The 24,664-nt window shown below is 70.7% G+C and carries 18 protein-coding genes; 10 read left to right on the top strand and 8 right to left on the bottom strand.

Annotation, left to right across the window (positions count from 1 at the left end; genetic code table 11):
* Nucleotides 1-371: 371 nt before the first annotated feature.
* Nucleotides 372-4,778, bottom strand: a complete 4,407-nt coding sequence (locus ACIBTX_RS17255; RefSeq protein ID WP_357133201.1) for a S8 family serine peptidase — start codon at nt 4,776-4,778, stop codon at nt 372-374.
* 290 nt (nt 4,779-5,068) lie between these two features.
* Between ACIBTX_RS17255 and ACIBTX_RS17250 the strand changes: the two genes are divergently transcribed.
* Both ACIBTX_RS17250 and ACIBTX_RS17245 read left to right on the top strand, forming a co-directional pair.
* The gene (locus ACIBTX_RS17250) at nt 5,069-5,623 is read left to right on the top strand and encodes a winged helix-turn-helix domain-containing protein (RefSeq protein WP_357133199.1); all 555 of its coding nucleotides are present in this window, start codon (nt 5,069-5,071) and stop codon (nt 5,621-5,623) included.
* A 178-nt stretch (nt 5,624-5,801) separates the two neighbouring features.
* The gene (locus ACIBTX_RS17245; protein WP_357133197.1) at nt 5,802-7,358 is read left to right on the top strand and encodes an OFA family MFS transporter; all 1,557 of its coding nucleotides are present in this window, start codon (nt 5,802-5,804) and stop codon (nt 7,356-7,358) included.
* A 37-nt stretch (nt 7,359-7,395) separates the two neighbouring features.
* Here ACIBTX_RS17245 and nrfD read toward each other — a convergent pair whose 3' ends face one another.
* The 4 genes from nrfD to ACIBTX_RS17225 all read right to left on the bottom strand — a co-directional run bounded on the left by nrfD (nt 7,396) and on the right by ACIBTX_RS17225 (nt 13,604).
* Nucleotides 7,396-8,346 (bottom strand): NrfD/PsrC family molybdoenzyme membrane anchor subunit, encoded by a 951-nt coding sequence (gene nrfD / locus ACIBTX_RS17240; protein WP_357133195.1) that lies wholly within the window; start codon nt 8,344-8,346, stop codon nt 7,396-7,398.
* Entirely contained in the window at nt 8,343-9,386 is a 1,044-nt protein-coding gene (locus tag ACIBTX_RS17235; RefSeq protein ID WP_357133193.1) for a 4Fe-4S dicluster domain-containing protein, read from the bottom strand. The genes nrfD and ACIBTX_RS17235 overlap by 4 nt, the downstream gene beginning before the upstream one ends.
* A gap of 3 nt (nt 9,387-9,389) precedes the next feature.
* The gene (gene fdh, locus ACIBTX_RS17230) at nt 9,390-12,665 is read right to left on the bottom strand and encodes a formate dehydrogenase (RefSeq protein ID WP_396832709.1); all 3,276 of its coding nucleotides are present in this window, start codon (nt 12,663-12,665) and stop codon (nt 9,390-9,392) included.
* Between the two features lie 147 nt (nt 12,666-12,812).
* The gene (locus ACIBTX_RS17225) at nt 12,813-13,604 is read right to left on the bottom strand and encodes a PrsW family glutamic-type intramembrane protease (RefSeq protein ID WP_357133189.1); all 792 of its coding nucleotides are present in this window, start codon (nt 13,602-13,604) and stop codon (nt 12,813-12,815) included.
* A gap of 59 nt (nt 13,605-13,663) precedes the next feature.
* On the opposite strand from ACIBTX_RS17225, the gene ACIBTX_RS17220 reads away from it, so the two are divergent.
* Together ACIBTX_RS17220 and ACIBTX_RS17215 are read left to right on the top strand one after the other, a co-directional pair.
* Complete coding sequence (locus ACIBTX_RS17220) at nt 13,664-14,860, top strand: low temperature requirement protein A (RefSeq protein ID WP_357133187.1); 1,197 nt, start codon at nt 13,664-13,666, stop codon at nt 14,858-14,860.
* A 113-nt stretch (nt 14,861-14,973) separates the two neighbouring features.
* On the top strand, nt 14,974-15,384 hold the full coding sequence (locus tag ACIBTX_RS17215; RefSeq protein ID WP_357133185.1) for an NUDIX domain-containing protein: 411 nt from the start codon (nt 14,974-14,976) through the stop codon (nt 15,382-15,384).
* Nucleotides 15,385-15,426: 42 nt separating this feature from the next.
* Here ACIBTX_RS17215 and ACIBTX_RS17210 read toward each other — a convergent pair whose 3' ends face one another.
* Nucleotides 15,427-15,987 carry a dihydrofolate reductase family protein gene (locus tag ACIBTX_RS17210; protein ID WP_357133182.1) on the bottom strand — a complete coding sequence of 187 codons (561 nt, stop codon included), beginning with the start codon at nt 15,985-15,987 and terminating at the stop codon, nt 15,427-15,429.
* Between the two features lie 126 nt (nt 15,988-16,113).
* On the opposite strand from ACIBTX_RS17210, the gene ACIBTX_RS17205 reads away from it, so the two are divergent.
* The 3 genes from ACIBTX_RS17205 (at nt 16,114) to ACIBTX_RS17195 (ending at nt 20,080) form a co-directional block, all read left to right on the top strand.
* A complete protein-coding gene (locus ACIBTX_RS17205) occupies nt 16,114-17,133 on the top strand; it encodes an RNA polymerase subunit sigma-70 (protein ID WP_357133180.1) in 1,020 nt (339 codons plus the stop codon).
* Nucleotides 17,134-17,151: 18 nt separating this feature from the next.
* Complete coding sequence (locus ACIBTX_RS17200; RefSeq protein WP_357133178.1) at nt 17,152-17,865, top strand: permease-like cell division protein FtsX; 714 nt, start codon at nt 17,152-17,154, stop codon at nt 17,863-17,865.
* 685 nt (nt 17,866-18,550) lie between these two features.
* Nucleotides 18,551-20,080, top strand: a complete 1,530-nt coding sequence (locus tag ACIBTX_RS17195) for a TROVE domain-containing protein (protein ID WP_357133176.1) — start codon at nt 18,551-18,553, stop codon at nt 20,078-20,080.
* A 39-nt stretch (nt 20,081-20,119) separates the two neighbouring features.
* Here ACIBTX_RS17195 and ACIBTX_RS17190 read toward each other — a convergent pair whose 3' ends face one another.
* Nucleotides 20,120-21,004, bottom strand: coding sequence for a LysR family transcriptional regulator (locus tag ACIBTX_RS17190; protein WP_357133174.1), 885 nt, complete (start codon nt 21,002-21,004; stop codon nt 20,120-20,122).
* 81 nt (nt 21,005-21,085) lie between these two features.
* Between ACIBTX_RS17190 and ACIBTX_RS17185 the strand changes: the two genes are divergently transcribed.
* On the top strand, nt 21,086-22,333 hold the full coding sequence (locus tag ACIBTX_RS17185) for an MFS transporter (RefSeq protein WP_357133172.1): 1,248 nt from the start codon (nt 21,086-21,088) through the stop codon (nt 22,331-22,333).
* Between the two features lie 40 nt (nt 22,334-22,373).
* On the opposite strand, the gene ACIBTX_RS17180 is transcribed toward ACIBTX_RS17185, so the two are convergent.
* Entirely contained in the window at nt 22,374-23,123 is a 750-nt protein-coding gene (locus tag ACIBTX_RS17180; protein ID WP_357133170.1) for a glyoxalase, read from the bottom strand.
* 163 nt (nt 23,124-23,286) lie between these two features.
* Here ACIBTX_RS17180 and ACIBTX_RS17175 point away from each other — a divergent pair, with 163 nt between their 5' ends.
* The gene (locus tag ACIBTX_RS17175) at nt 23,287-24,210 is read left to right on the top strand and encodes a hypothetical protein (RefSeq protein WP_357133168.1); all 924 of its coding nucleotides are present in this window, start codon (nt 23,287-23,289) and stop codon (nt 24,208-24,210) included.
* On the top strand, nt 24,207-24,659 hold the full coding sequence (locus ACIBTX_RS17170; RefSeq protein ID WP_357133166.1) for an ABA4-like family protein: 453 nt from the start codon (nt 24,207-24,209) through the stop codon (nt 24,657-24,659). Before ACIBTX_RS17175 ends, ACIBTX_RS17170 begins: the two co-directional genes overlap by 4 nt.
* Nucleotides 24,660-24,664 lie beyond the last annotated feature (5 nt).

The following is a 24,664-nucleotide window of genomic DNA, read 5'->3' as shown; positions in this document are numbered from 1 at the left end:
GGCCTTCCTGCATCACTACAATCACCACCGACCCCACACCGCCACCGGCGGCCTACCACCCATCACCAGGTTGACCAACCTCCCTGGACAGCACACCTAGGCAGTGTCCTCAAGGTTCACCACCATTGGAGTGGCTCTGCGACCAGCGCGGTCGGGGCGGGGTGCTGAGCGGCGGCGGTAATGCTGATGAGCGTGATGCCGGTGAGTCATCTAGATGACTCACCGGCATCACGCTCATCAGGTGGTGTCGCCGTCGGTCGCCTGGCGTGGCGGTCGCGAAGACGCGCGGCGTGGCACTGCGTGAGCCGGTTAAGGCCGGCCCGCCTGGTCGAGGACCAGGCGGGCCGGATCACTGCGTCAGCGCTTCGGGGTCAGCACCGAATCGGCGCCAACCCGAAGTTCTCCACCGTGGGAGTGGTGGTGCTGATCTTCGTCTGACGGGTCTGGGGCTTCCAGCCGTCCTTGGCGACGATCAACGTGAGCGGGTTGTTCCGGCGGTCCATCCAGTAGGCGTAGTTGCCGGCGGCGTCGGTCGCGAAGGTGAACGACATCGCCCACGAGTCGACCTGCACCACCGCACCGGCGATCGGCGCGGTCGCGCCCGCGCAGCTCGTCCCGGTCACCGTACCCATCAGCTTGCCCCAGGTCTTCGGGGGCGTCACGATCATGGTCACCGCCACCGGCGGCACCGAGTACGGCGTGTTCTCCCGGATCGTGACTCCGGCCGAGTAGGTGCCCGGCTGGTCCACGTTCGCGGTCAACCCGACGGTGACCGTGACCTTCTCCCCCGGCGCGAGGGTGGCCGTGGTCTTGTCGATCGTCATCCAGCTGACGTCGGCCGCCGCCTCGGCGCACCCCTCGAAGCCCGGCAGCGCCTCGCTGTCCGGCGCCGCGTCGAAGCTGCCGGACGAGCCACCGATCTTGTAGAAGCCACACGCCGCGCCACCCCGGTACCGGGCGGTGTTGGCGTTCGGCAGGTTCGACCACGAGCTGGTGGCCGGGTCGAAGGCGAAACCGGCGTTGGTGATGGCGCCGCCCTGCGAACCGCCCACGACCAGCAGCTTGCCGCTGGCCACCGCGTACGAGCTGGCCCAGTTGTCGGTCGGCGCGTCCGCGATCGCGGTCCAGGTGTTGGCGCCCGGGTCGTAGGCGTAACTGGCCTTCTGCGCCGCGGTGCCGTCGTTGCCACCCGTGCAGTAGAGGACGCCGTCGATCCCGCCGCAGGAGGCGAAGGCCACCGACTTCGGGTAGTTGGCCACCGTCTCCCAGGTGTCGGTGCCGGGGGTGTAGCGGACCACGGTGTTCGACATCGGCACGCAGGCCGCGGTCGTGCACCCGCCCACGGCGTAGAGCTTGCCGTCGACGACCGCCTGCCCGGCCGCGGCCCGTGGCGCGGGGTTGTCGGCCAGCTCGGTCCAGGTGTTGGCCGCCGGGTCGTACGACCAGGTAGCGGCGTCCGGACCGGAGTCGCCCCAACCGCCCGTTGCGATGATCTTCCCACCGACCACGCCGACGGTCAGCGCGTTGCGGGCGCCGGGAAGGTCGGCGGCAGCCGTCCAGGCCTGCGCGACCGGGTCGTAGGCGTAGGTCTTCGCGGTGGAGGCGGTTCCGTCACCACCACCGATCGAGTACACCTTGCCGTCCAGGGTGACCACCCGGTTGTCCATGATGTTGCCCGGGTAGTCGGCGATGTCGGTCCACGGCGCGGCCTGCGGACCGGCCGCCGCGGGCGTCGCCGTCGCCGCCTTGCCGGACGACCTGGCCGCGACCGACGTCGGGACCGTCAGCCGTTGCTCGGCCGCACCAGCCGCGCCGAGCGCCTGCTGCCGGGTCACCCGCGAGCCGTCGGCCCGCAGCAACTCGAAGCCGTCGTCCCGCTCACCGAAGGCGACCTCCACGGGCGCGCCGCCCGTGTTGGTCACGGTGAACGTCCTGGTCGCCTTGCCGCTGGGCATCTGGAGCGTCGCGCTCAGCGCGGCGGGTGCCACCGACAGGCGGCCGGCCGCGAGGACGAAGTTCGCGGTCGTCGCCCAGTCAGGCTCGACGTCGACCTGCTTGCTCTGGCTGACGTAGCTGCCGGCCGTCGCGGTGAACTTGTGGGTACCGGTGAGCGTCGAGTAGATCCAGTAGAACCCGTCCGGCAGCCCCGGGTCGTCCGGGGTCGCCACGGTCACCGCCTTCTCGGCGGGCCGGTCGTTGCTGGTGACGGTGGCGCCGTTGAGGTAGCTGTCGTCGTTCTTGTCGCGGACGTTGCCCACGACCAGGCCGCCGTCGACCGGCACGCAGGTGACCTGGCTGCCGATCAGGACGTTGTCGACCTCCCACCACCAGTCGTACTTGGCGTCGTAGTAGTGGAACCGCACCTGGACCTGCGACTTGCCGGCCGCCTGCGGGATCGGGATCTCGGTGAGCTTCGGTCCCCGGACGTCGGTCTCCTGCCGCAGGACGTTCGTCCAGGTGGCGCCCCCGTCGATGCTCAGGTCGACATCGGCGGTGTCGTCGTTGAGCTGGTTGAAGTCCTGGTTGAACCGGATGACCGGGGCGCTGACGGCGGTCAGGTCGACAACCGGGCTGACCAGGGAGCTGTCCTGGGTCTTGCCCGCGCCGTAGTCGTCACTGTCGATCATCGCGAAGTTGCCGGCGCCACCGGTCAGGTTGCCCCGGCCACCGTCGTCGGTGAACTTCCACACCTGGCCGCCGCCGACGTTGTCCACCACCGACCAACCGGCCGGGGTGGTCGTCGCGTCGAAGGTCTCGTACTCGCCGTCGGAGCCGAACGTGTAGCCGGGGGCTGTCGTGCACCTGGTGGTGTCCACCGGCACCGCGACGTTGGCCGTCACGTTGCGGGTGCCGACCACGACCTCCTTGGTGACCTTCTGGTAGCCCGGGTACTGCACCTCGTACGTCAGGGTGTACGTCTGCCCGGCCGGCACCGTGATGCTGTAGCGGCCGTTCGACGGGGTCGTGTAGTCGTACACGCCCGCCGGGCCGCTCACGGTCACCTTCGCGTATAGCGGCCAGCCGTGGCCGGAGCCGTCGGTGACCGAGCCGGTGACGTTGACGCGCGGCACCGCCGTCAGGGCGACGTCGAGCGTCGTGGTCGTGCGGTTGGTGACCGTCGCCGTCTTCGTGGCGCTGCCGTATCCGAACGCGGACACGACGACCTGGTAGTCACCGGTCGGGAGGAGGGTCGAGTACGTGCCGTCGGCGCCCGTGGTGATCTCGCGCGAGGTCGGGCCGGTGAGCGTCAGGGTCGCGCCGGCGATCGGGGCGCCGGTGGCCGCGTCGGTGACCGTGCCGGCCAGGGTGCCGACGTCGCCGGTGGGGGCGGCGTTGAGCAGCGCGAGGGCGTCCAGCCGGCCCTCACCCCAGACGTTGTTGTCCGCGGCGGTGCCACCGCACTGGTCGTCGGCCTTGTCGATCGCGGTGCCGTTGAGCAGCGCGCGCGTCGCGTCGACGTCACCGACCAGCGAGGGTGCCGCCGAGTACAGCAGGGCGATCGCGCCCACCAGGTGCGGTGCGGCCATTGACGTGCCGCTGGCGGTGCCGTACCCGTTGCCGGGGACGCTCGACCGGACGTTCACGCCGGGCGCGGAGATGTTGGGCTTGATCTCGCCGTTCTGCCCGACGCCCCGGGCCGAGAAGCTGGCGATGTTGTTGTTGACGTCGTACGCGCCCGCCGAGTAGTTGCTGGCCAGGCTTCCCGGCGAACCGCTGGTCTGGCACGCCGGTCCGCTGTTGCCGTTGGAGAACACCCCGAAGATGCCCGAGGCGGCCCAGGCCAGGGTCACGTCCTCCATGAACGGCTCGTTGGACGGCAGTCGGGTGCCCCACGAGTTGTTGATGATGTTGGGGCGCTTGCTGGCGTCCGGGTTCTGGCCGTTCGAGTCGGTCGGCTCGAGCATCCACTGACCGGATTCGATCAGCGCCTCGTCGGTGGGGCAGCAGCCGTTCGCCGCGATCCACTTGACGCCGGGCGCGACACCGATCTGGTTCGCGCCGGCGGAGCCGGCCATGGTGCCCATGGTGTGCGTACCGTGGCCGTCGTCGTCGCAGGGCGCGCCGTCGCACGTCCCGGCGGCGTCGAACCAGTTGTAGTCGTGGTCGAACGTGCCGTCGCCGTTGTTGCCACGGTAGGAGTTCACCAGGGCCGGGTGGTCGTACTGCACACCGCTGTCGATGCTCGCGATGGTGACGCCCTCGCCGGTGACGCCGTACTGGGACCAGACGTCGTCGGCGTTGATGTTGGCGACGCCCCACTCGACCGCGTTGACGGTCTTCTCGTCGGTCCCCTTGGTCAGTTTCGGCAGCTCGTAGGCGACCGGGGCGTAGAGGCCCTCGACCTCGCTGCGGGCGGCGAACTGCTGGGCCATCGCCAGGGAGCCGCTGTTCACCTTGATGGCGTTGGTGGCCCAGAAGCTCTGGTACTTCGTACCGGAGCTGTCGAGTTCGGCGCGGACCTTGCTCTGGCTCCCGGCGGCGCTGTCCCGCAGCGCCTGCGCCACGGCCGCGCCCCGCTTGGTCCAGTCCTTGATGGCGCTGGCCTTGCTCAGGTCCGCGCGGTCCTTGAACCGAATCCAGAAGTCCCCTGCGCTCTTGGCCTCGAACTGCTTGGCGAGTTCCGGCCGGATCTTGTCCCCGACGGCGGTACCCGTCGAGCCGGGCGCGGCCTGCGCCCCGGAGCCGAAGCTGGCCAGGCACGTGGCGGCGAGGACCAGCGCCGCGCCGGCGCTTACCGCCGATCTGGCCGTGCGTCTCCATTGTGGACGTCTGAACATCGGTGCCGCCTTCCTCAGAACGACCCAGGGGTGTACGTGGGCCATGGTGGGAAGTGCACGAGATCCACTCGACGGAACCGAGCGAACGGACCCCTTCATGCCTCCCCCATGCACCGCGCGGGTCACGCCGGTTGCCCGAGTGGACACTATGATCGAGAGGAAAGGACGATCAAGAACTTGCTGTGAGCATCTTGTCGCTACCGGTTGCCCTGCTGGTGACGCGCTTGCCAAACATTGTCAGGACCATGACGATAGGTGGGCAGGGATGCCCATCGATTCCAGGCGGTGCGGTGGCGGAGACCGACGACGCGGCGTTGGACGGGGGCGACCCGGCCGACGAGGAGTTTCCGCTGCTGATCGCGGTAACGCCGTCACCGCGCGAGCGCATTCGACTCGCGGAGCGGCTCGACGGCGTCGCGCCGCTGCTGCTGGTGGCCGACCTCGACGAGCTGCGCCGGCTGATCGGAGCGCCGCAGCAGCGGACCGGGCCGCCGAGCGAGCCGTCGCCGGGTCGTCCGCCGACGGCCGAGTCCCACCCCGCCCTGGTCGTCGACTCGGCCCGCTCCACCGCCCGCTACGCGGCGCGCGAGGTCGGCCTGACCCGGTTGGAACATGACCTGCTGATCTGCCTCACCACCGAGCCGGTCCGGGTGTGGAGCTACGCCGAGCTGCACCGGTCGGTGTGGCACGACGAGGGGCGCGCGCAGCGGGCGGACGTCCAGTCCCTGGTGAAGCGGCTGCGGCGCAAGCTGGTGGTCCTCGGCACCGGCGCCACGATCGAAGTGGTCCGTGGCGTCGGGCTGCGGCTCACCGACCGGCAGGACCCGCGGATCGGGCGTGCCTGACTGCCGCCTGATTCAGGCAGTTCGTCAGCACGGGCCGACCGCCACGGCCCGGGTCAGCGTGTTTTCCCGTATCCGGGAGGAGCGCCGTACGGGCACGTAACGTGAACTACAGCCGATCAACGGCGAACGCCGGACGCGCCCGCCGCCTGCCCGCTCAGCCGCAGGAGGTGAGAGTTCCATGCTGTCGGTATTCGATCCCCGGCACACCGTCGCTCCCCCGGGATACAGCCGCTGGCTCATCCCGACCGCGGCGTTGGCCGTGCACGTGTGCATCGGTCAGGTCTACGCGACGAGCGTCTACAAGAACTCGCTCATCGCGCACTTCGACGCGAGCCAGACGGCGATCGGGGCGATCTTCAGCATCGCCATCGTCATGCTGGGATCGTCGGCGGCGGTGGGCGGCCGGTGGGTGGAGCGCAACGGCCCGCGCCGGGCGATGTTCGTCTCCGCCTGCTTCTGGGCCACCGGCTTCCTGGTCGGCGCGCTCGGCATCGCGACCCAGCAACTCTGGCTGCTCTACCTCGGCTACGGCGTCATCGGCGGCATCGGACTGGGCATCGGCTACATCTCGCCCGTCTCCACGCTGATCAAGTGGTTCCCGGACCGGCCGGGACTCGCCACCGGCCTGGCGATCATGGGGTTCGGCGGTGGCGCTCTGGTCGCCGGTCCACTCGCGCGCCAACTGCTGTCGCTCTACGACCCCGACTACAACCCGGCCAACCCGGCGGCGGTGGCGTCCGGGTCCGCCCTCGTGGGACTGTTCGTCACGTTCGGCATCGGCTACTTCGTGATCATGATGTTCGGTCCGTTCAACGTGCGGGTGCCACCGCCCGACTGGCGGCCCGCCGGGTTCGACCCCGATCGGGTCGCGGCCCGACCGCTGGTGACGAGGGCGAGCGTCTCCGCGTCCAACGCCGTACGCACCCGCTCGTTCTGGCTGCTGTGGATCGTGCTGTTCTGCAACGTCACGGCGGGCATCGGCATCCTGGAGCAGGCCAGCCCGATGATTCAGGACTTCTTCCGGGACAACGGGTCCACCGCCGTGTCGGTGTCGGCGGCGGCCGGCTTCGTGGGTGTGCTGTCGCTGTTCAACATGGCCGGCCGGTTCGTCTGGTCGACGACGTCCGACGTGATCGGCCGCAAGCCGATCTACCTGGTCTACCTCGGTGTCGGCATGGTGCTCTACGCGCTGCTAGCGGTGGCCGGGCACGCGGCGACGGCGCTCTTCGTACTGATCGCCGCTCTGATCATCTCCTTCTACGGCGGCGGCTTCGCCACCATGCCCGCGTACCTGCGGGATCTGTTCGGGACCTTCCAGGTCGGCGCCATCCACGGGCGGTTGCTGACCGCCTGGTCGGCGGCGGGCATCGCCGGCCCGCTGATCGTCAACCGGATCCTCGACACCCAGGGCAAGCCCGGGACGCTCACCGCGTCGGCGTACCGGCCCGCTCTGTTCACCATGGTCGGCGTGCTCGCCATCGGCTTCGTCGCCAACCTGCTGGTCCGTGCCGTCCCCGACCGGTTCCACGAGCCGGACCGGGGGTCGGCCTCGCCCGTGGCCCGGGCGAGCGTCACCGAGCCGGTCGCCCTCGGCCCGCAGAGCACACCACCCGTGCCCGAACACGTCGGCGATCAGACCGGGCGGCTCTGGCTGTCGTGGCTGCTCGTCGCGGTGCTGCTCGGCTACGGCATCGTCGAGACCGTCAGCACGGCCGCGAAGCTCTTCACCGGCTGAGGCGGCCGGAGCGGCCGGCGCTCACCGCGCGGGGCGGTCAGCGCCGGCCGGCGCCGGCGAGGCGTTCCCGCTGGGGTACGACCGTGTATCTCGGATCGCGCGCGGACACCGATCCGGCCTCGAAGATCCCGAACCGGGTGGCCACCGACGAGGCCACCAGGGCCGCGCCGGAGAGCACCGACAGGAACCGGCTACGTCGGGAGAGCAGCGCGGCGACCGCGCCAACGCTGATCAACACGTTGCCCGCCCGGACCAGGCGACCGCTGTGACCGCTGCGGTAGGGCTCGCCCGTGACCGGCAGCCGCTCCATCCGGTGACCACCGACCAGCTTGAGGGCCGCGCCGGCGACGGCGAGCCGGCGCAGCGGGGCGGTCTGGGCGGGGGGCGCCACGATGAGGCCGACCCCGGCGGCCGCGACGAGCGCGCTGCCGCCGAAGACGAACGGCAGATCGGGGTACGCGTCGTGCCAGGCCGGTACGGCGGTGTCGGCGAGCAGGACCCCGGTGTACGTGGCCAGTGCCGGAGCGGTGGCCGCCGCGGCGAGACCGGCGATGTCACCGACGCCGGGCGCCAGCCGACGGGCGAGGCCCAGCACACCGTGCCGTGGCAGCCGTGGCGCGAGTTCGGCGACCGCGGCCACCCCGGCGGCCGGGCCGAACGCGGTGAGGATCCAGGTGCCCATCGACATGGGCGAGGTCGGTTTGGCGACCCGGAGCATGTGGTGGAACCGCGCCGGCCGACCGAGGTCGTGCACCAGCAGGTACGCGCTGGCGAGGGTGCCGCCGAGAGCCGTCCAGCGGCCCACCCGGCGCAACTCGGGACGTCCGGTCAGTTGGGCGCCCGCGCCGATCAGGGCGCCGCCGGCGGCGAGGCCCCCGGTGAACAGGTATCCGGCGATGTCGCGCTTCCACACCGGCGCCTTGAGGATCGGCCGACCGTAGTAGGAGCTGAAGTCGGCCGGTGGCACGGTCAGCTGCTCGCGCGTCATGACCGCCTGCCGAGGAACGCGCCAACCGTGACGGCGGCCATCGTCAGGGCGGCGATGCCGGCGTGTTTCCACATGGCCGGTAGGTCCCGGGTCGTCACCACCGGGTCCGGCGGCAGCCCGTACACCTCCGGCTCGTCCAGCAGCAGGAAGAACGCCCCGTCACCACCCACACCATCGTCCGGGTCGTGCCCGTACAAGCGGGCCTCGGGAACACCCCGGCCGTGCAACGTCGCCACCCGCACCGCCGCCCGCTCCCGCAACTCGTCGAGGGGCCCGTACTGGATCGACTCCGTCGGACACGCCTGCGCACACGCCGGCGTCATCCCCACACCCAGACGGTCGTAACACAACGTGCACTTCCACGCCCGACCATCACCCTTACGCTGATCAATCACCCCGTACGGACACGCCGAAATGCAGTACCCACACCCATTACAGATGTCCTCCTGCACCACCACCGTCCCGAACTCCGTCCGGAACAACGACCCCGTCGGACACACATCCAAACAAGCCGCATGCGTGCAGTGCTTACACACATCCGACATCATCAACCACCGAAAATCCGACCGACCCTCCGCGCCAGAACCACGCCCCGGCGGCTGCGCCCCCGGCATACCCAGGAACTCCGGGCCGCCCGACATGCGGGTCGCCGCAGCGGGCTCGCCAGGTGCCAGACCCGGGTCGGTGCCGGTGTCGGCGGCGGTCCGCGCCCCGACGGCCGCCGTCGCCGGGCTGACCGCCGGCCCGTCCGGGTACCCGGCGAACGCCGGGGTGGTCCCACCGAGTGGGCGCGGCTGCTCCACGAACGCCACATGCCGCCACGAGTTCGCCGTCAACGCACCCGTGTTGTCATACGACATCCCCAACAGATCCAGACCACTTCCCGGGACGTCGTTCCACTCCTTGCACGCCACCTCACACGCCTTACACCCGATACACACACTCGTATCGGTGAAGAACCCCATCCGCTGCGGCGCGTCCACATAACCCGCGTCCGGCGCCGGATCGAGCGGCCCGTACAGGGCGTTGGCATGCGGCATCGCTCAGTCCTCCTGGTCGCTGCTGCTGTCGGCGACGTCGGTCGTGACCAGCGGCGGATAGCGGTGGCTCAGGTTGCCCGACCGTCGCCGGTAGTCCAGGACAAGATCCAGCAGGTCCTGTCCTCTCGGTCGCCGGCCGGGCCGTACGTCGCACGTGCCGACCTTGCTCTCCTGGATGAGGACGTTGGGGTCGAGGGTGATGCCGAACAGGTCGTTGGCCGAGTCGCCGGTCACCAGACCCTCGAACCCGAAGTGGTACGGCAGCCACACCTGGTGCAGGATCCGACCGTCAACCCGCAGGGGTGTCACGCGGTCGGTCACCAGGACCCGTGCCTCGATGGCCGCGCGGGTGGTGACCAGGTGCGCCCAACCCAGGTGAGTCAGTCCCCGGTGCGCGGCCAGCTCGGGCGACACCTCGACGAACATCTCCGGTTGCAGCTCGGCGAGGTGCGGCACGGTCCGGCTCATGCCGCCGGCCGTGTGGTGCTCGGTGAGCCGGCTGACCGTGAAGACGTACGGGAAGACGTCGCTGTGCTGCTCCGGTGGGCTCGGGTTGAGGTTGTTGATCGGATGGATGTAGACCTTGCGGGTCGGGTTGGCCTGCTGGCGGTAGAGCGGGTTACGCACCGGCGACTCGACCGGCTCGTAGTGGGTGGGCAGCGGCCCGTCCAGGACGCCGCTGGGCGCGTACAGCCAACCCTTGCCGTCGCCCTGGAGGATGAACGGGTCGTCGCCCGCGATGCCCGCGACGCCCGAGGTGTTCGGCGGGGGCCGGTACGAGGGCGCCTTGGTCTTCTCGAAGTCCGGCACGTCGTAGCCGGTCCACTCGGATTTCTCCGCGTCCCACCAGACGTACTTCTTGCGTTCGCTCCACGGGCGGCCGTCCGGGTCGGCGGAGGCACGGTTGTAGAGGATGCGCCGGTTCGACGGCCAGGCCCAACCCCATTCGGGCGCCACCAGGGACTGTTCCGCGCCGGGCTTGCGGCGGGCGGCCTGGTTGACGCCGTCGGCGTACACCCCCGTGTAGATCCAGCAGCCCCCCGCCGTGGAGCCGTCGTCCTTCATCTCCGTGTAGCTCGCCAACGGTCGGCCGGTCGTCACGTCGTACCCGTTGATCTCGCGCAGCACCGACTCGGCGCTGGGCTCCGCGTGCGGACCGTGCGTGGGGTAGTCCCAGGTGAGGTCGAGCAGCGCCCGGTCGCGCGGTCGGGTCGAGCGCGCGAGGCGTTCCCGGATGATGCGACCGAGGTGGTAGAAGAACCACAGCTCGGAGCGGGCGTCGCCCGGCGGCTCGACGGCCTTCTCCCGCCACTGCAACAGCCGCTGGGTCTGCGTGAACGTGCCCTCCTTCTCCACGTGCGACGCGGCGGGCAGGAAGAACACCTCGGTGCGGCACTCCTCGGGCACGATCTCGCCGGTGGCCACCTCGGGGCCGTTCTTCCAGAACGTCGCGCTCTCGATCATGAACAGGTCCCGCACGACCAGCCAGTCGAGGTTCGCCATGCCCAGGCGCTGCGCCCGGCCGTGCGCGGACCCGACGGCCGGGTTCTGACCGAGCAGGAAGTACCCCTTGATCTTCCCGTCGATCATGTCCAATACCTGCTGGTACGTGCCGTGGTCGCCGGTCATCCGGGGCAGGTGGCCGTAGCAGTAGTCGTTCTCGGCGGTGGCCGCGTCACCCCAGTACGCCTTGAGCAGGTTTACCCCGTAGGCGCGCGCGTTGCCCCAGAAGCCCTTCTGCTCGGGATGGGCGATGCTGCCGATCCACTCGTCGAGGGTCGGGTGGTCGGCGTGGTGAGGCATGGGCAGGTAGCCGGGCAGCAGGTTGAACAGGGTCGGGATGTCGGTCGAGCCCTGGATGCTCGCGTGCCCGCGCAACGCCATGACCCCGCCACCCGGACGGCCCACGTTGCCCAGCAGGAGCTGGATGATCGCCCCGGCACGGATGTACTGCACGCCCACGCTGTGCTGCGTCCAACCCACCGAATAGACAAGCATCCCGGTGCGTTCCCGGCCCGAGTTCTCCGTCCACGCCCGCGCCAGCTCCAGGAACTTCTCCTGGGGAATACCGCAGACCCGCTCCACCATCTCCGGCGTGTAGCGGGCATAGTGCCGCTTGAGGATCTGATAGACGCAGCGCGGATGGTGCAACGTCTCGTCCCGCTGGGTCTGCCCACCCACCGGCGCACCGTGCGACTCGTGCTCCAGCCCCGCCGCCGTCTCCCGCTGCGTCTCGGTGTCCCGGGTGGAGATGTTCTCCGGGGCGCCCTCGTACTGCCAACTGCTCTGGTCGTAGCTGGCGTTGGCCTCGACGAAGCCGGAGAAGAGCCCGTGCAGGTCCTCGGTGTCCTGGAAGTCGTCGGTCACGATGGTGGCGGCGTTGGTGTAGGCGAGGACGTACTCGCGGAAGTCCAGCTCGTTGTCGAGGATGTACCGGATCACCCCACCCAACAACGCGATGTCCGTCCCCGCCCGGATCGGCAGGTACGCGTCCGCCACCGCGCTCGTGCGCGTGAACCGCGGGTCGACGTGGAACACCTTCGCGCCCCGACGCTTGGCCTCCATCACCCACTGGAAACCGACCGGATGCGCCTCGGCCATGTTCGAACCCTGGATGATGATCACGTCGGAGTTCGACAGGTCCTGCTGGTACTGGGTGGCGCCGCCGCGACCGAAGCTGGCCCCCAGACCGGGGACGGTGGCGGAGTGTCAAATACGCGCCTGGTTCTCGATCTGCAACGCCCCCATCGCCGTGAACAACTTCTTGATGAGGTAGTTCTCCTCGTTGTCCAGCGTCGCCCCACCCAGGCTGGAAATCCCCAGCGTCCGGTGCAACGGCCGGCCCTGCTCGTCCACGTCCTCCCAGGTCTCGTCCCGGGCGGCCAGGACCCGGTCCGCGATCATGTTGAGCGCCGTGTCGAGGTCCAGGTCCTCCCACTCGGTGCCGTACGGACGGCGGTAGCGGACCGTCGTCTGGCGCAGCGGACTCGTCACCAGGCTCTTGCTCGCGGACCCCTTGGGACACAACCGACCGCGCGAGATCGGACTGTCCGGGTCACCCTCGATCTGCGTGACCTGCCCGTCGGCGACGAAGACCCGCTGACCGCACCCCACCGCGCAGTACGGACACACCGACCGCGCGACACTCTCGGCGGTCTCGGTGCGGGCGGTCAGCGACCGGGATCGGGCCGACTTGGCGGCGGCGCCGCGACCGAGCGGGTCGGTGCCGCTGAGCTGGCGATAGAGCGGCCAGCTCTCGATCCAGCGGCGCACCCCCATCGCTGCACCTTCCCGACGAAAGACCCAAAATATGAATACTCCGACAGTAGCTGAGCGGACGGGCCCGCCGCAGCGAGATCAGCAGAGCGATGCCTCCCCCGGCCGGGTCACGGCGGCCGAGGGAGGCATGGTGGACGGGGTCGTCGACTACGGATGCCCGGCGGCCAGATGGTCGCCGAAGGTCCGGTAGCGGCGCAGCTCCCAGAGCAGCCAGCCGATGCTCACGATCGCCACGGCGACGAAGACGAACGAACCGGTGAAGGTGTCCCAGAGCGTGTGCAGGACGACGACGCCCACGAAGGTGCCCAGGAACCCGAACAGGCGGCGGACGCTCGGGGTGGCCAGCAGCGCCCACAGCGCGCCGGCGGTCAACCCGGTCCAGGCGGTGTGCCCGGCGGGCGCGGTCAGCCCCCGGATGAACAGGGTCTGCTCCACCGCGCCGATGTTGCCCTTCGAGCTGAGCAGGGCGGTGAAGGCGTACCCCATCGTCTCCAGCGCGGCGAAGCCCATGCCGGCCGCCACGCCGATGACCAGACCGTCGGACGGCACCCGACGGCGATGCTGGGCCAGGGCCGTGAACAACAGCACCACGGGGACGATCAGCTTGGCCGACTCCTCGATCAGCGCCACGAACAGCATGGGCAGCCCACCGAGGCCGCGCAGGGTGTCGTACTCCAGGGTGCCGGCCACCACCGTGCCGATCACCCCACCGAAGAACGCCGACGTCACCAGCACCGACGCCGGCACCTGCCACCGCCCGGTACGGGCCTGGGCGAACGTCAGGAACGTCAGGGGCGCCAGGGTCGCGCCGAGCAGGATCAGCGCCGGCACGAAGTTCGGATTCTGGGTGCGGACCAGGGTCCGCAGCACCGCCACGTAGAGGATCAGCCCGACAAGGAGGACACCGACCCACGCCCACCGGCGAGAACGATCACGCATACCGGGGAGTCTGGCGGATCCAGGTTACGAAGACCAGCGCGGGTGCTGAGATGACTGCGATGAATCGCCACGCACCGCAGCGGCCACTGCTGCGCGACCGGACGGCTCCGAAGCAGCCGGCGTTCATCGAGCTCTTCTTCGACCTGGTGTACGTCTTCGCCCTGACCCAGCTCACTCACCTGCTGGTCAACGACCTCACTCTCAAGGGTGGGTTCGAGGCGCTCGTGCTGCTGCTGGCGCTGTGGTGGGTCTGGATCCTGACGGCGTGGATGACCGACCAGTTCGATCCGCAGCACGCGTCGGTCCAGTGGTACGTCGTGCTGGTCATGTTCGGCGTCTTCCTGATGGCCATCCAGGTGCCCGAGGGATTCCACGGCAACGGCCCGTTCTTCGCCGCCACCTTCGCCCTCATCAATTTCGGGCGCTTCCTGTTCGTCATACGGGCGGCCCGCAAGACGCCCGTTCTGAACCATGTGCTGCGGGCCCGGTTCTGGTCCCTGATCTCGACGCTGCTGTGGATCCCCGGAGCATTCGTCGACGGTTGGGCCCGCGGCATCCTGTGGCTGGGGGCGCTGACCGTGGACTACGTCGCGGCGGCACTGCGCTGGCCCACCCCGAGCCGGCTCGGACACGAGCGGGGAGCGGCCCTGGAGATCACCGCCACCCACATCGCCGAGCGTTACCGGCAGGTCTTCATCATCGCGCTCGGCGAGATCGTCCTGGCCATGGGCATGACCTTCACCGCCACCAGTTCCTACGGGTTCACGCCCCGTCGTACCGTGGCGCTCGTCCTCGCCTTCGCCAGCGCCGCGCTCATGTGGCGGCTCTACATCTACCAGGCGGGGAGCCAGCTCGGGCCAGCCATCAACGCCGCCCGCGATCCCCACCGGCTCAGCCAGTGGTCGGCGTACGCCCACATGACCATGGTCGCCGGGACCCTCCTCGCGGCGGTCGGCTTCACGCTGGCCATGGACCGACCCGCCGCCCACACGCCAGCGCCCTGGAGCGTCGGCATCATTGGCGGTCCCGCCCTGTTCCTGCTGGGCCGCGTCGGCTTCGAATACGTGATCTTCGGCCGGGTGACCGTACCCCGGTTGATCGCCATCCTCGTGCTGGCCGCCCTGTCTCCCGTTGCGGTCCACCTGCCGCCGGAGGTGCCATTGGCCTTCACGACGCTCGTCCTCGCGGCGCTCGCCGCCGAGGACACGGCGCGCGGCCGGCGCAGCCCTCCGAACCAGGCGATGCCACCCGCCTGACAGCGGCCCACCGTCCACCGCAAGCCCTGCCGGTCACGGTCACGGCGGACGCGGTGGGCAGCAGAGCGGAAGAGCAGCGTGACAGGAGTCGGGCAGGGTGAAATGGTCTCGTGGTGGCCACCTACGACGTCGCCCTCGTTCTGCTCGTCGATCCGTCCGGAGCCGTGCTCATGCAGCATCGCGATGAGCACGCGCCCGTCTCGCCGAACCAGTGGAGCCTTCCTGGCGGCCACGTTGAGCCCGGCGAGTCGCCCGAGCAGGCGGCCCGCCGCGAGCTGCTGGAGGAGACGGGCCTGACAGCCGGTGAGCTGCACCTGCTGTGGAGCGGTCCACGTCCGTACGAGGCCGCTTTTCCCCACACCGTGACGGTGCACGTGTTCCGTGGCGCCACCACCGCGCGGCAGAAGGACGTGGTGCTTGGCGAGGGGCAGGCCATGGTCTTCGTGCCGCGCGACGAGGTGTTCGATCGTGAGCTGGCGGTCTCGACCGTGGCGGCGCTGTCGATGCACCTCGGGGACGCCTGATCCAGGGTTCGGCCAGGCATCCCCGAGGCTCTGGAACGGTGCTCAGCGCTCGCGGCGCAGCACGGTGAACGCGCCTGCCTCGACGGCTTCCACCTCCTTGAAGCGAAAGTCGGCCCGCGCCCCGGGCGCGAACAGTCGCTCGCCCGCACCGACGATCGTCGGGAACGTGATCAGCCGGTACTCGTCGATCACGTCCGCGGCCGCCAGCGTCCGGACCAAACTCAGGCTGCCGATCACCACGACGTCGCGCCGCGTCCGCTCGTCCGCCGCCCAGGCCACCGGGTCGCCGTCGATCGGGGCCGAGTTTGACCAGGCCGCCGCGTCGATGCCGGTGGTGGTCGCCACCCGCTTGGGCACGGCGTTCATCAGCGAGGCGTAGCCTCCATCGCGTTTCGGCCACAGTTGGGCGAAGTGCTCCCAGGTGCGCCGGCCGTAGAGCTGGACGCCCTGCTCCATCCGGGCGCCGAGGCGGAACTTGTCGTCGCTGACCGGCCCTGGCCCGTACCGGAACGCCCACCCACCGTGGTCGGTGCCCCAGCGCCCGTCCGGGTCGGAGACCACGCCGTCCAGCGTGGCGAACTGAATGACGATGATGTCGCCCATGCGGATTCCTCCCGCCGTGGCGGTCCACCGCGGACCGCTCCTACCGCACACCTACCGACGCCGCGCCCCGAACTCATCGGCCTCGGCTGGGAAATCTCGACGGTGGTGCGGCGTACGCTCTGCGGCGTGGTCGAGGCGGCGGCGCAGGACCGGGACGAACGGTACGAGGCGTACCGCGCCGATCTGCTGGCGCACTGCTACCGGATGCTCGGATCCGTCGACGAGGCCGAGGACCTCGTGCAGGAGACGCTGCTGCGCGCCTGGCGGGCGACCGACCGGTACGACCCGCAGCTGTCGTCGCCGCGTACCTGGTTGCACCGGATCGCGACGAACGTCTGCCTCACGGCGCTGGCGGGACGCGCGCGCAGGCCGCTGCCGAGCGGGTTGGACCCGGCCGGCGATCCGGAAGCCCCGCTGCTCCCCCGCCTCGACATCCCCTGGTTGCAGCCGTTCCCCGATTCGCGGCTCGGCGATCCCGCCGACGCCGTTGAGCAGCGGGCGGGTCTGCGGCTCGCCCTGGTCGCGGCGCTGCAACTGCTGCCCGCTCGGCAACGCGCGGTGCTGGTGCTGCGGGAGGTGCTGCAACTGTCGGCCGTGGAGGTGACGCAGATCCTCGGCGGCAGTGTGGCTTCGGTGAACAGCGGTCTGCAGCGGGCCCGAGCGACGCTGCGGGCCGCCGGTCCGACGCTGGAGGAGTTACGCGAGCCGGCCGACCCCGACGAACGTGCCGTGGTCGAGCGCTATCTGGCGGCGTTCGAGGCCGCTGATGTGCCCGGTCTGGCCCGCCTACTCGCCGACGACGTCGTGTTGGAAATGCCTCCGGTGGCGCTCTGGCTCGCCGGCAGATCGCACTATCAGCGTTTCCTGGAACGCGTCTTCGGCATGCGGGGGACGGGGTGGCATCTTCTGCCGGTGGCGGCGAACAGCTCCACGGCCCTGGCGGCCTACGCGCCCGACCCGGACACCGGTCGCGTCCGCGCGCACTCGCTCCAACTCTTCAGCGTGACGGACGGCCTGATCCGGCGATGCGTGACGTTCGTCGACCCGGCGCTGTTCGGCCTCTTCGGACTCCCGCCGAGCCTGCCCTGCCGTGCACCGGTGCGGCAGGGGCATCGGCCGACGACGGACAGCGGCGCCCGCGGTTGATCGTTACGATCTCCGCCCATGCGTCGCCTCGCTCCACCCCTGGCACTGGTCCTCCTGCTCGGCGTCTCCGCCTGCACCTCGAAGCCCTCGAAGCCGGCGGAGTTCACGAAGGTCGCCCTGACCGTCTTCCTGGAACACGACATCACGGCGGACCGGAAGACCACCGTGGAACAGCGGCTGAGGTCGATGCCCAGCGTCGAACAGGTGACGTTCGAGAACCGCGAGCGGGCGTACGCGCGAGAGAAGGAGGCGCTGAAGGACAGCCCCGACCTGTTGGCGGAGATCAAACCGGAGTACCTGCCGGAACTGTTCCACGCCACGGTCACCGACGCGCCGATCGCCGAGGCGGTCGAGCTGGTGATGGCCGACGTCGCGGGCGTCACGGATGTCGTCCTCAAGGTCGCGGACGTCGATCCCCTGCCCTCGCGGATCGGCATCGTCGTCCGGGTGAAGCCGACCGTGACCGACGGGCAGCGGACCGCCGTGGAGCAGGCGGTACGGGCGCTGCCGACCGCTCGGTCGATCGCCTTCGAGGACCGGGCCGCCGCGTACGAACGTCTGCGTGAGCGCTGCCAGGGCAAGGGCGACCTGACCACGCAGCTCGATCCGCAGATGGGACACGAGTCCTGGCGGTTCGAGATGCCCTTGGACAAGAAGGGCGCGGGAGTGTCCGAGCTGAGGAAACTCGACGGCGTCGACACCGTGCAGCTCGTCCCGCTGGCGATGCTGTAGCCACGTGCCTCCCTCGACAAGGCTGCGAAATGGGTTGTTGGTGTGGCGACGCGGGCCTACCGTCGTGGGGCACTTCCCGGTGCGCAGGCAACGGCTACTTCCGCTTCAAACGGGGAGACGTAGGTTCAAATCCTACCGCCACTTCGGGTGGCGTCGACCAGCGGCCTAGGTCACCTTGGCCCGCGAGGGCCGGTCGCCGTCGCCGCTTCGATCTCGGGAGGTGCGCTCGCCGCACGCCCGGTGCGACGGATACGGCTACTTCTGGTAACGGCCCGGCAAGGGCCTGCGGTTCGAACCCGCGAAGCCGTGTCCACCTTTGATCTCGGGCGTGCGGCGCGTACGCAGGGCGCTCGTAACGTGATCACAAACTCCGTTGCCCGCCCGGCGCCACCGCCGCTACGGTCGTGACCGCACTTCCCGGTGCGTAGGCGACGGTTACATCTGGAGGGGTTCCGGCCCCGGTGAAGGACCTCCGTCGCCGACCTCGATCTCGGGAAGCGCGACCACACGCACACCCGGTGCGCAGGCAACGGTTACTTCGGGATCCGCAGATGGGGGTTCGAATCCCCCGACACCTTCGGGTGGGTAGTTCAACGGACAGAACGGCGGACTGTTCCGTGGCCGACTCTGATCTCGGGTGTGCGCGGTGGTGGCGCCTTCTCGGCCGACCGACGTGGGGGACGTCATGGCCAAGTTCAACCTCAAGCCGCGCACGAGCCAGCAGCGGCCGGTGACCACCGAGGGCGCCCCCGGTTTCGTCCGTGAGCCGCGCCTCGAACTGTTCCTTCTCGGTGTCTCGAACATGGTTGGCGAGGCCACCTTCTACGAGGGCTCCACCGATCGGGACGCTCGTTTCCGGGACCTGGTCGCCACCGTCGCCGTCGCTGATCCCGACTGGTTCGGCCGGTTCGTGTCGTGGCTGCGGACGGGCGCGATGATGCGCTCGGCGTCCGTGGTGGCGGCCGTCGAGGGCGCCCGCGCCCAGGTGGCGGCCGGCATACCGGGTTCGCGCGCGGTCGTCGACGCCGCGTTGCAGCGTGCCGACGAGCCGGGCGAGGCGCTCGCGTACTGGCTGGCTCGTCACGGCCGGGCACTGCCCAAGCCGGTGAAGCGGGGCATCGCCGACGCGGCGGTCCGGCTCTACACCGAGCGGAGCCTGCTCAAGTACGACTCCGTCGGCCGCCAGGTGCGCTTCGGTGACGTCATCGACCTGACCCACCCCACCGCCAGGGACGAGCGACAGGGTGACCTGTTCCGGCACGCGCTGGATCGGCGGCACCACCGGGACAACCCGGTCCCGGAGTCCCTGCGGATGCTGAGGGCGCGGGACGCGCTCATGGCGATGCCGGTCGAGCAGCGCGGGGAGGTCTCCGACCGGGCCGTGCTGGACGAGGCGGGTATGACGTGGGAGGCCCTGGCCGGCTGGCGACAGCGGGCGATGGACGCGGCCGCGTGGGAGTCCGTCATCCCGACGATGGGCTACCTGGCGCTGCTGCGTAACCTGCGCAACTTCGACCAGGCCGGGGTCGGCGACGCCGTCGCGGAGACGGTGGCGGCCACGCTCTCCGACCCGGCGCGGGTGGCGACTTCGCGGGTACTGCCGATGCGCTTCCTGTCGGCGTACAACGCGGCACCGAGCCTGCGCTGGGCGTACCCGCTGGAGAAGGCCTTGCAGCACGCCCTCGCGAACGTTCCCGCCCTGGACGGACGGACGCTGATCCTCATCGACACGTCCGGCTCGATGGAGAGCGCGTTCAGCAAGGACGGCACGCTGCGCTGCTGGGACGCCGCCACGGTGTTCGGTCTCGCGCTGGCCGCCCGCGCGCAGGCGGCCACCGTGGTGTCGTTCTCCGATCACAGCCGGGTGTTCCCCTCGGTGGCGGGCGAGTCGGTCCTCGCGGCGGTGCGGCGGTTCAGGGAGGGCGGCTACTTCCTCGGCCGGGGAACCGACACCGAGAAGGCGGTCCGGGAGCACTTCGGCGCACACGACCGGCTGATCATCCTCACCGACGAGCAGGCGCACTGGCACGGGTCGGCGGATGTGGCCGCGTCGGTGCCGGCGGAGGTGCCCGTGTACACCTGGAACCTGGCCGGATACCGGGTCGGGCACACATCGACGGCGACCAGGCGACACACGTTCGGCGGGCTGTCCGACGCGGCGTTCGCGATGATCCCGCTGATCGAGGCCGGGTCCGACGAGCAGTGGCCCTTCTGATTCGCGCCGCGCGGGGGCACGACTGCCCCGCGGCGCGAATCAGGGCAGGAACTCGCCGGTCAGGGCGATGAGGGCGCGGGCTGCGGCGCCGACCGGGCGGTCCACGGGCGTGGCCAGCGACGCGGTCCAGTCCAGGTCGGCGTCGGTGACGGTCAGGGTGCGGACTCCGGGAGCGTCGGCGACGACGAAGCGGGGCAGCAGGGCGATACCGAGACCGTGCCGGACGTGGTCGGCGCCGGTGGCGATGTCGGGGATCTCGATGGTGACGCGCCGGGACAGGCCGGCGGTGGCGAACGCCCGGTCGGTCACGGTGCGGTTGCCGTAGCCGATCGGAGAGTCGATGAAGTCGAGACCGGCGAGGTCGCGCAGCGACACCGCCTCGTTCGCGGCGAGCGGGTGACCGTCCGGCACAACGAGGTCGATCACCGACCGGGCCAGCTCGGTGAGGTGGATCTGCGCCGGTGGCGTGCCGGGCAGCGAGACGAAGGCGAGGTCGAGTCGGCGCTCGGTGAGCGCGTCGATGAGCCCCTGGGAGCCGGACGGCGCGACGCTGGTGTGCAGCAGCACTCCGGGGTGCCGGCGGTGGAACTCGCCGAGCAGGGCCGGCAGGTGCAGGAGCCTGATCGAGGTCATGGTGCCGATGCGCAGGGTGCCCCGGAGGCCGCCGTGCACCTCGGCGACCGCGTCGCGGGCGTCGCGGGCCGCGTCGAGGGCGATGCGGGCGCGCGGCAGCAGCGCGACGCCGGCGTCGGTCAGGAGTACGCGTTTGGAGTTGCGGTCCAGCAGGGGTGCGCCCAGTTCACGTTCGAGCGTCTTCACGGCCGCCGAGACGGCGGACTGGACGACGTGCAGGCGGGCGGCGGCGCGGGTGAAGTTCTGCTCCTCGGCCACCGCGACGAAGTACTCGAGCTGACGCAGTTCCACGCCCCAAGTATCACTCGCAGCGATGGTGACTAGCGTCAACTTTCGTTGGACGTGATGATCGAGTGGGGTGACAGTGGGCTCATGTCGTCAACGACCCTGCCCTCCCGTCGGCCCGTCGCCCCGGCTGGCCCCGGCGAAGGATCATCCCGCCACGGCCGTGGCTTCTGGGCGATCGCCCTGGCGTTCCTCACCGCGATGGCGTTCTGCACCGTTCCGTCCCCGCTGTACCCGCTCTACATGGCGCGGGACGGCTTCTCCACGTTCACGGTCACGATCGTGTTCGCGGCGTACGCGGTGGGTGTGGTGATCAGCCTGCTGCTCGCCGGGCACGTGTCGGACTGGGTCGGCCGCAAGAAGATCCTCATCCCGGCGCTGGCCCTGGAACTGGTCGCCGCCGCGCTGTTCCTGGGCGACGCGTCCCTGCCGGTGCTGCTGGTCGCCCGCCTGGTGAGCGGGCTGGGCATCGGCATGATCACCGCGACCGCGACCGCGTACCTCCAGGAGTTGCACGCGGCGCACCGCCCCGGCGCGTCCCGGCAGCGCTTCGAGGTGGTCTCCACCGCCGCGAACATCGGCGGCCTCGGCGTCGGCGCGCTGGTCGCGGGCGTCCTCGCCCAGTACGTCGACGCGCCGCTGCGCACCCCGTACCTGGTGTTCGCCGTGCTGCTGGCCGTCAGCCTCGTGGCGGTCGCGGCGACACCGGAGACCGTGTTGGAGCGGCCGGTCCGGCCCACCTACCGGCCGCAGCGGATCAGCGCCGACCACGGCGACCCCGCCGGGTACGTGGCGGCGACCGCCGCCGGCTTCGCGTCGTTCGCCGTGTTCGGCCTGTTCACCTCCGTGGCGCCGGGCTTCGTCGCCGGCGCCCTGCACCTGCCGTCGCGGGCGCTGGCCGGCGCGGTCGTGTTCGCCGTGTTCGGCGGCGCGGCCGTGGCGCAGAGCCTCACCACCCGGCTGCCCGCCCCGGCGAAGGTACGGCTCGGGTTGCTGGCGCAGGCCGTCGGCGTGCCCGTCGTGCTGGTGGGGATGCACACCGCGAGCCTGACCGCGTTCCTGCTCGGTGGCGTGCTCGCCGGCGTCGGCGCGGGTGTGCTGTTCAAGGCCTCCGTCGGCACGGTCGCGGCGATGGCCGCGCCGGCCCGGCGCGGTGAGGCCCTGGCCGGGCTGTTCCTCATCGCCTACCTCGGGATGAGCCTGCCGGCCCTCGGCATCGGGATCGCCACCCGCACGGTCAGCACGATCACGGCCATGAACTGGTTCACCGGCCTGCTTCTCGTCCTGCTGGCCGGCGTGACGGCGCTGTTCCGCCGCAGCTCCGCGAGCCGCTGACCGGACCGGGGCCGGGCCGGGCCCGGCCCGGTCCGCCGCGTCACCGTGGATCGGACCAGAACGGTTCCAGCAGGGCCGGGTCCGCGACATAGGCCGCCACCTGGGTACGCTCCGACTCCGTCAACGTGAGCGCGCGCAGCCGGGCCCCCCACTCGGGCACCCGGTCGGTCTTGCCCAGCGCCACCGACAACTCAACGAGCGCGGCCAGCGCCATCGCCTGCTCGACCACCGGGGCGTCCTCGGCACGGCGGCGCATCCCCGAGTCGAGCGCCCGGTAGGCGGCCCGGTCGTCGGTCTTGAACTCGCGCAGGATCCGCGCGTTGTCCAGCACCCGGGCCAGCCCCTGCAGCTCGGACGACCCGCCGTACTCCACGTCCTTCGGCTCGTCGCGGCGGATGAAGACGATGGTGTTGCCCGACGGGTCGACGATGCTGAACCGCGACGCTCCCGCCCGGAAGCGGGTCATCCGGGGCAGGCCCTTGACGAGCACCTTGCCGTACACGCGGCGCATCGCGTCGGCGAACGCCGCGTGGTACGGCGCGACCGCGTCGACCATGACCAGGGCGCCGCCGGACTGCTCCCGGGCCGGGTCGAGGTCCTTCGGCGCGGGGCCGTAGTGCAGGTCGAACCCGCTGAACCGGAACGCCAGATAGACGTACGGTCGCAGTTGCTCGTAGGTCACCTCGAAACCGAGGGCCCGCCAGAACGCCAGGGTCTCCTCGGGCGCTGGGCAGGGCAGCAGCGGCACGGTGGCCTCGTTCGGCTGGACACGGTCCTCGCTGGTCGTCACGGTCACTCCCCCGGTCGGCAGGCCGGCCATTGTGCCAGCATCGGCGGCGGATCGCGCCCGATCTCACCTCCTACCCAGGGAGGAGGCGGGCTCCGACCCGGGGCCGCGACCGGGGCCCGAGGTCGGACGCGTACGGCACGGGCGGCCACGAGCATCTACAGGCATGACTACCGTTCTGCGCCGGGCGGCGCGCTGGAACCGCCCGCTGACCCTCTTCGTGGCCGCGTCAGCGGTGCTCGCCGTCGTCGCCGCCGTCGGCGTCCTCGTCGACCCCCGCGTCCTCACCGGGGCGCCGATCTGGCTCAAGCCGTTCAAGTTCGCGGTCTCCTTCGTCGTCTACGGCGCGACGCTCGCGTGGATGCTGTCGCTGCTGCCGCGTCGCAGCCGGGCCGCGGAGTGGGCGGCGGCGACCATCGTCGCGCTGGCGCTGGTGGAGATGGTGGTGATCGTCGCTCAGGTGATCCGGGGTACGACCAGCCACTTCAACGACACCACCGCGCTGAACGCGATCCTCTTCGCGGTGATGGGCGCAGCGATCATGGTGCTGTTCGTCGCGCACCTCGTCCTCGCGGTCGTCCTGCTGATCCGGCGGATTCCCGACCGGGTCGCCGCGACCGCCGTCGGGTGGGGGCTCGGCCTGTCCCTGCTCGGTATGCTCGCGGCCGTGCCGATGGTGCTTCCGACGCAGGACCCGGGCATCGAGGGCGTCTCCGGGGCGCACAGCGTGGGCGTGGCCGACGGTGGGCCGGGGCTGCCCGTGGTCGGTTGGAGCACCACCGGCGGCGACCTGCGGATCGGGCACTTCGTGGGGCTGCACGCCCTGCAGGCCCTGCCGCTCCTGGCGATCCTGCTGACCCGGTACGCGTCCCGGCTCGACGCGCGTACCCGCGTCCGGCTGCTGGTCGTCGCGGGCACGGCGTACGGCGTACTCACTCTGGTGTTGACCTGGCAGGCCCTGCGCGGGCAGCCGCTGCTGCGCCCGGATGCCCTCACCCTGGCCGTCGTCGCGGCCCTGGCGGTCGCGACGGCGACCGCCACCGCCCTGGTGCTCGCGCGCCGCCGCCCGGAGCTGGCGCTCGCGGCATGACCGGGGCGCTGTTCTCGCTGACGTTCGCGCTGGCCGCGCCGTTCTGGGCGCTGATGATCCTGCTGCCACGCTGGTCGTGGACGGCCCGGATCGTCGGCTCGCCGCTGATCGTGCTGCCGGTCGTGGTGATCTACGCGCTGCTGGTGGTGCCGGCGTTCGGCACGGTGCTGCCCGCCGTCGCGTCGCCGACCCTCGACGGGGTGCGCGACCTGCTCGGCACACCCGACGGCGCGGCGGCGGGCTGGGCGCACATGATCGCGTTCGACCTGTTCGTGGGCCGCTGGGCGTGGTTGGACAGCCGGGAACGGGGGGTACCGGCGCTGGTCATGGCCCCGGTGCTGCTGCTGACCATCCTGCTCGGGCCGCTCGGCCTGACCGCCTACCTGGGCGTACGGGCCAGGTGGCGGCGGCCGGCGGTCGCAGCCGTCGACACCGGGCACCTAGGCTGACGAGC

It is taken from the genome of Micromonospora sp. NPDC049359 (genome assembly GCF_044466585.1).
Taxonomy (GTDB): Bacteria; Actinomycetota; Actinomycetes; order Mycobacteriales; family Micromonosporaceae; genus Micromonospora.
Note: the sequence above shows the minus strand (reverse complement) of the source record. Positions and strands in the feature narration are given on the sequence as shown.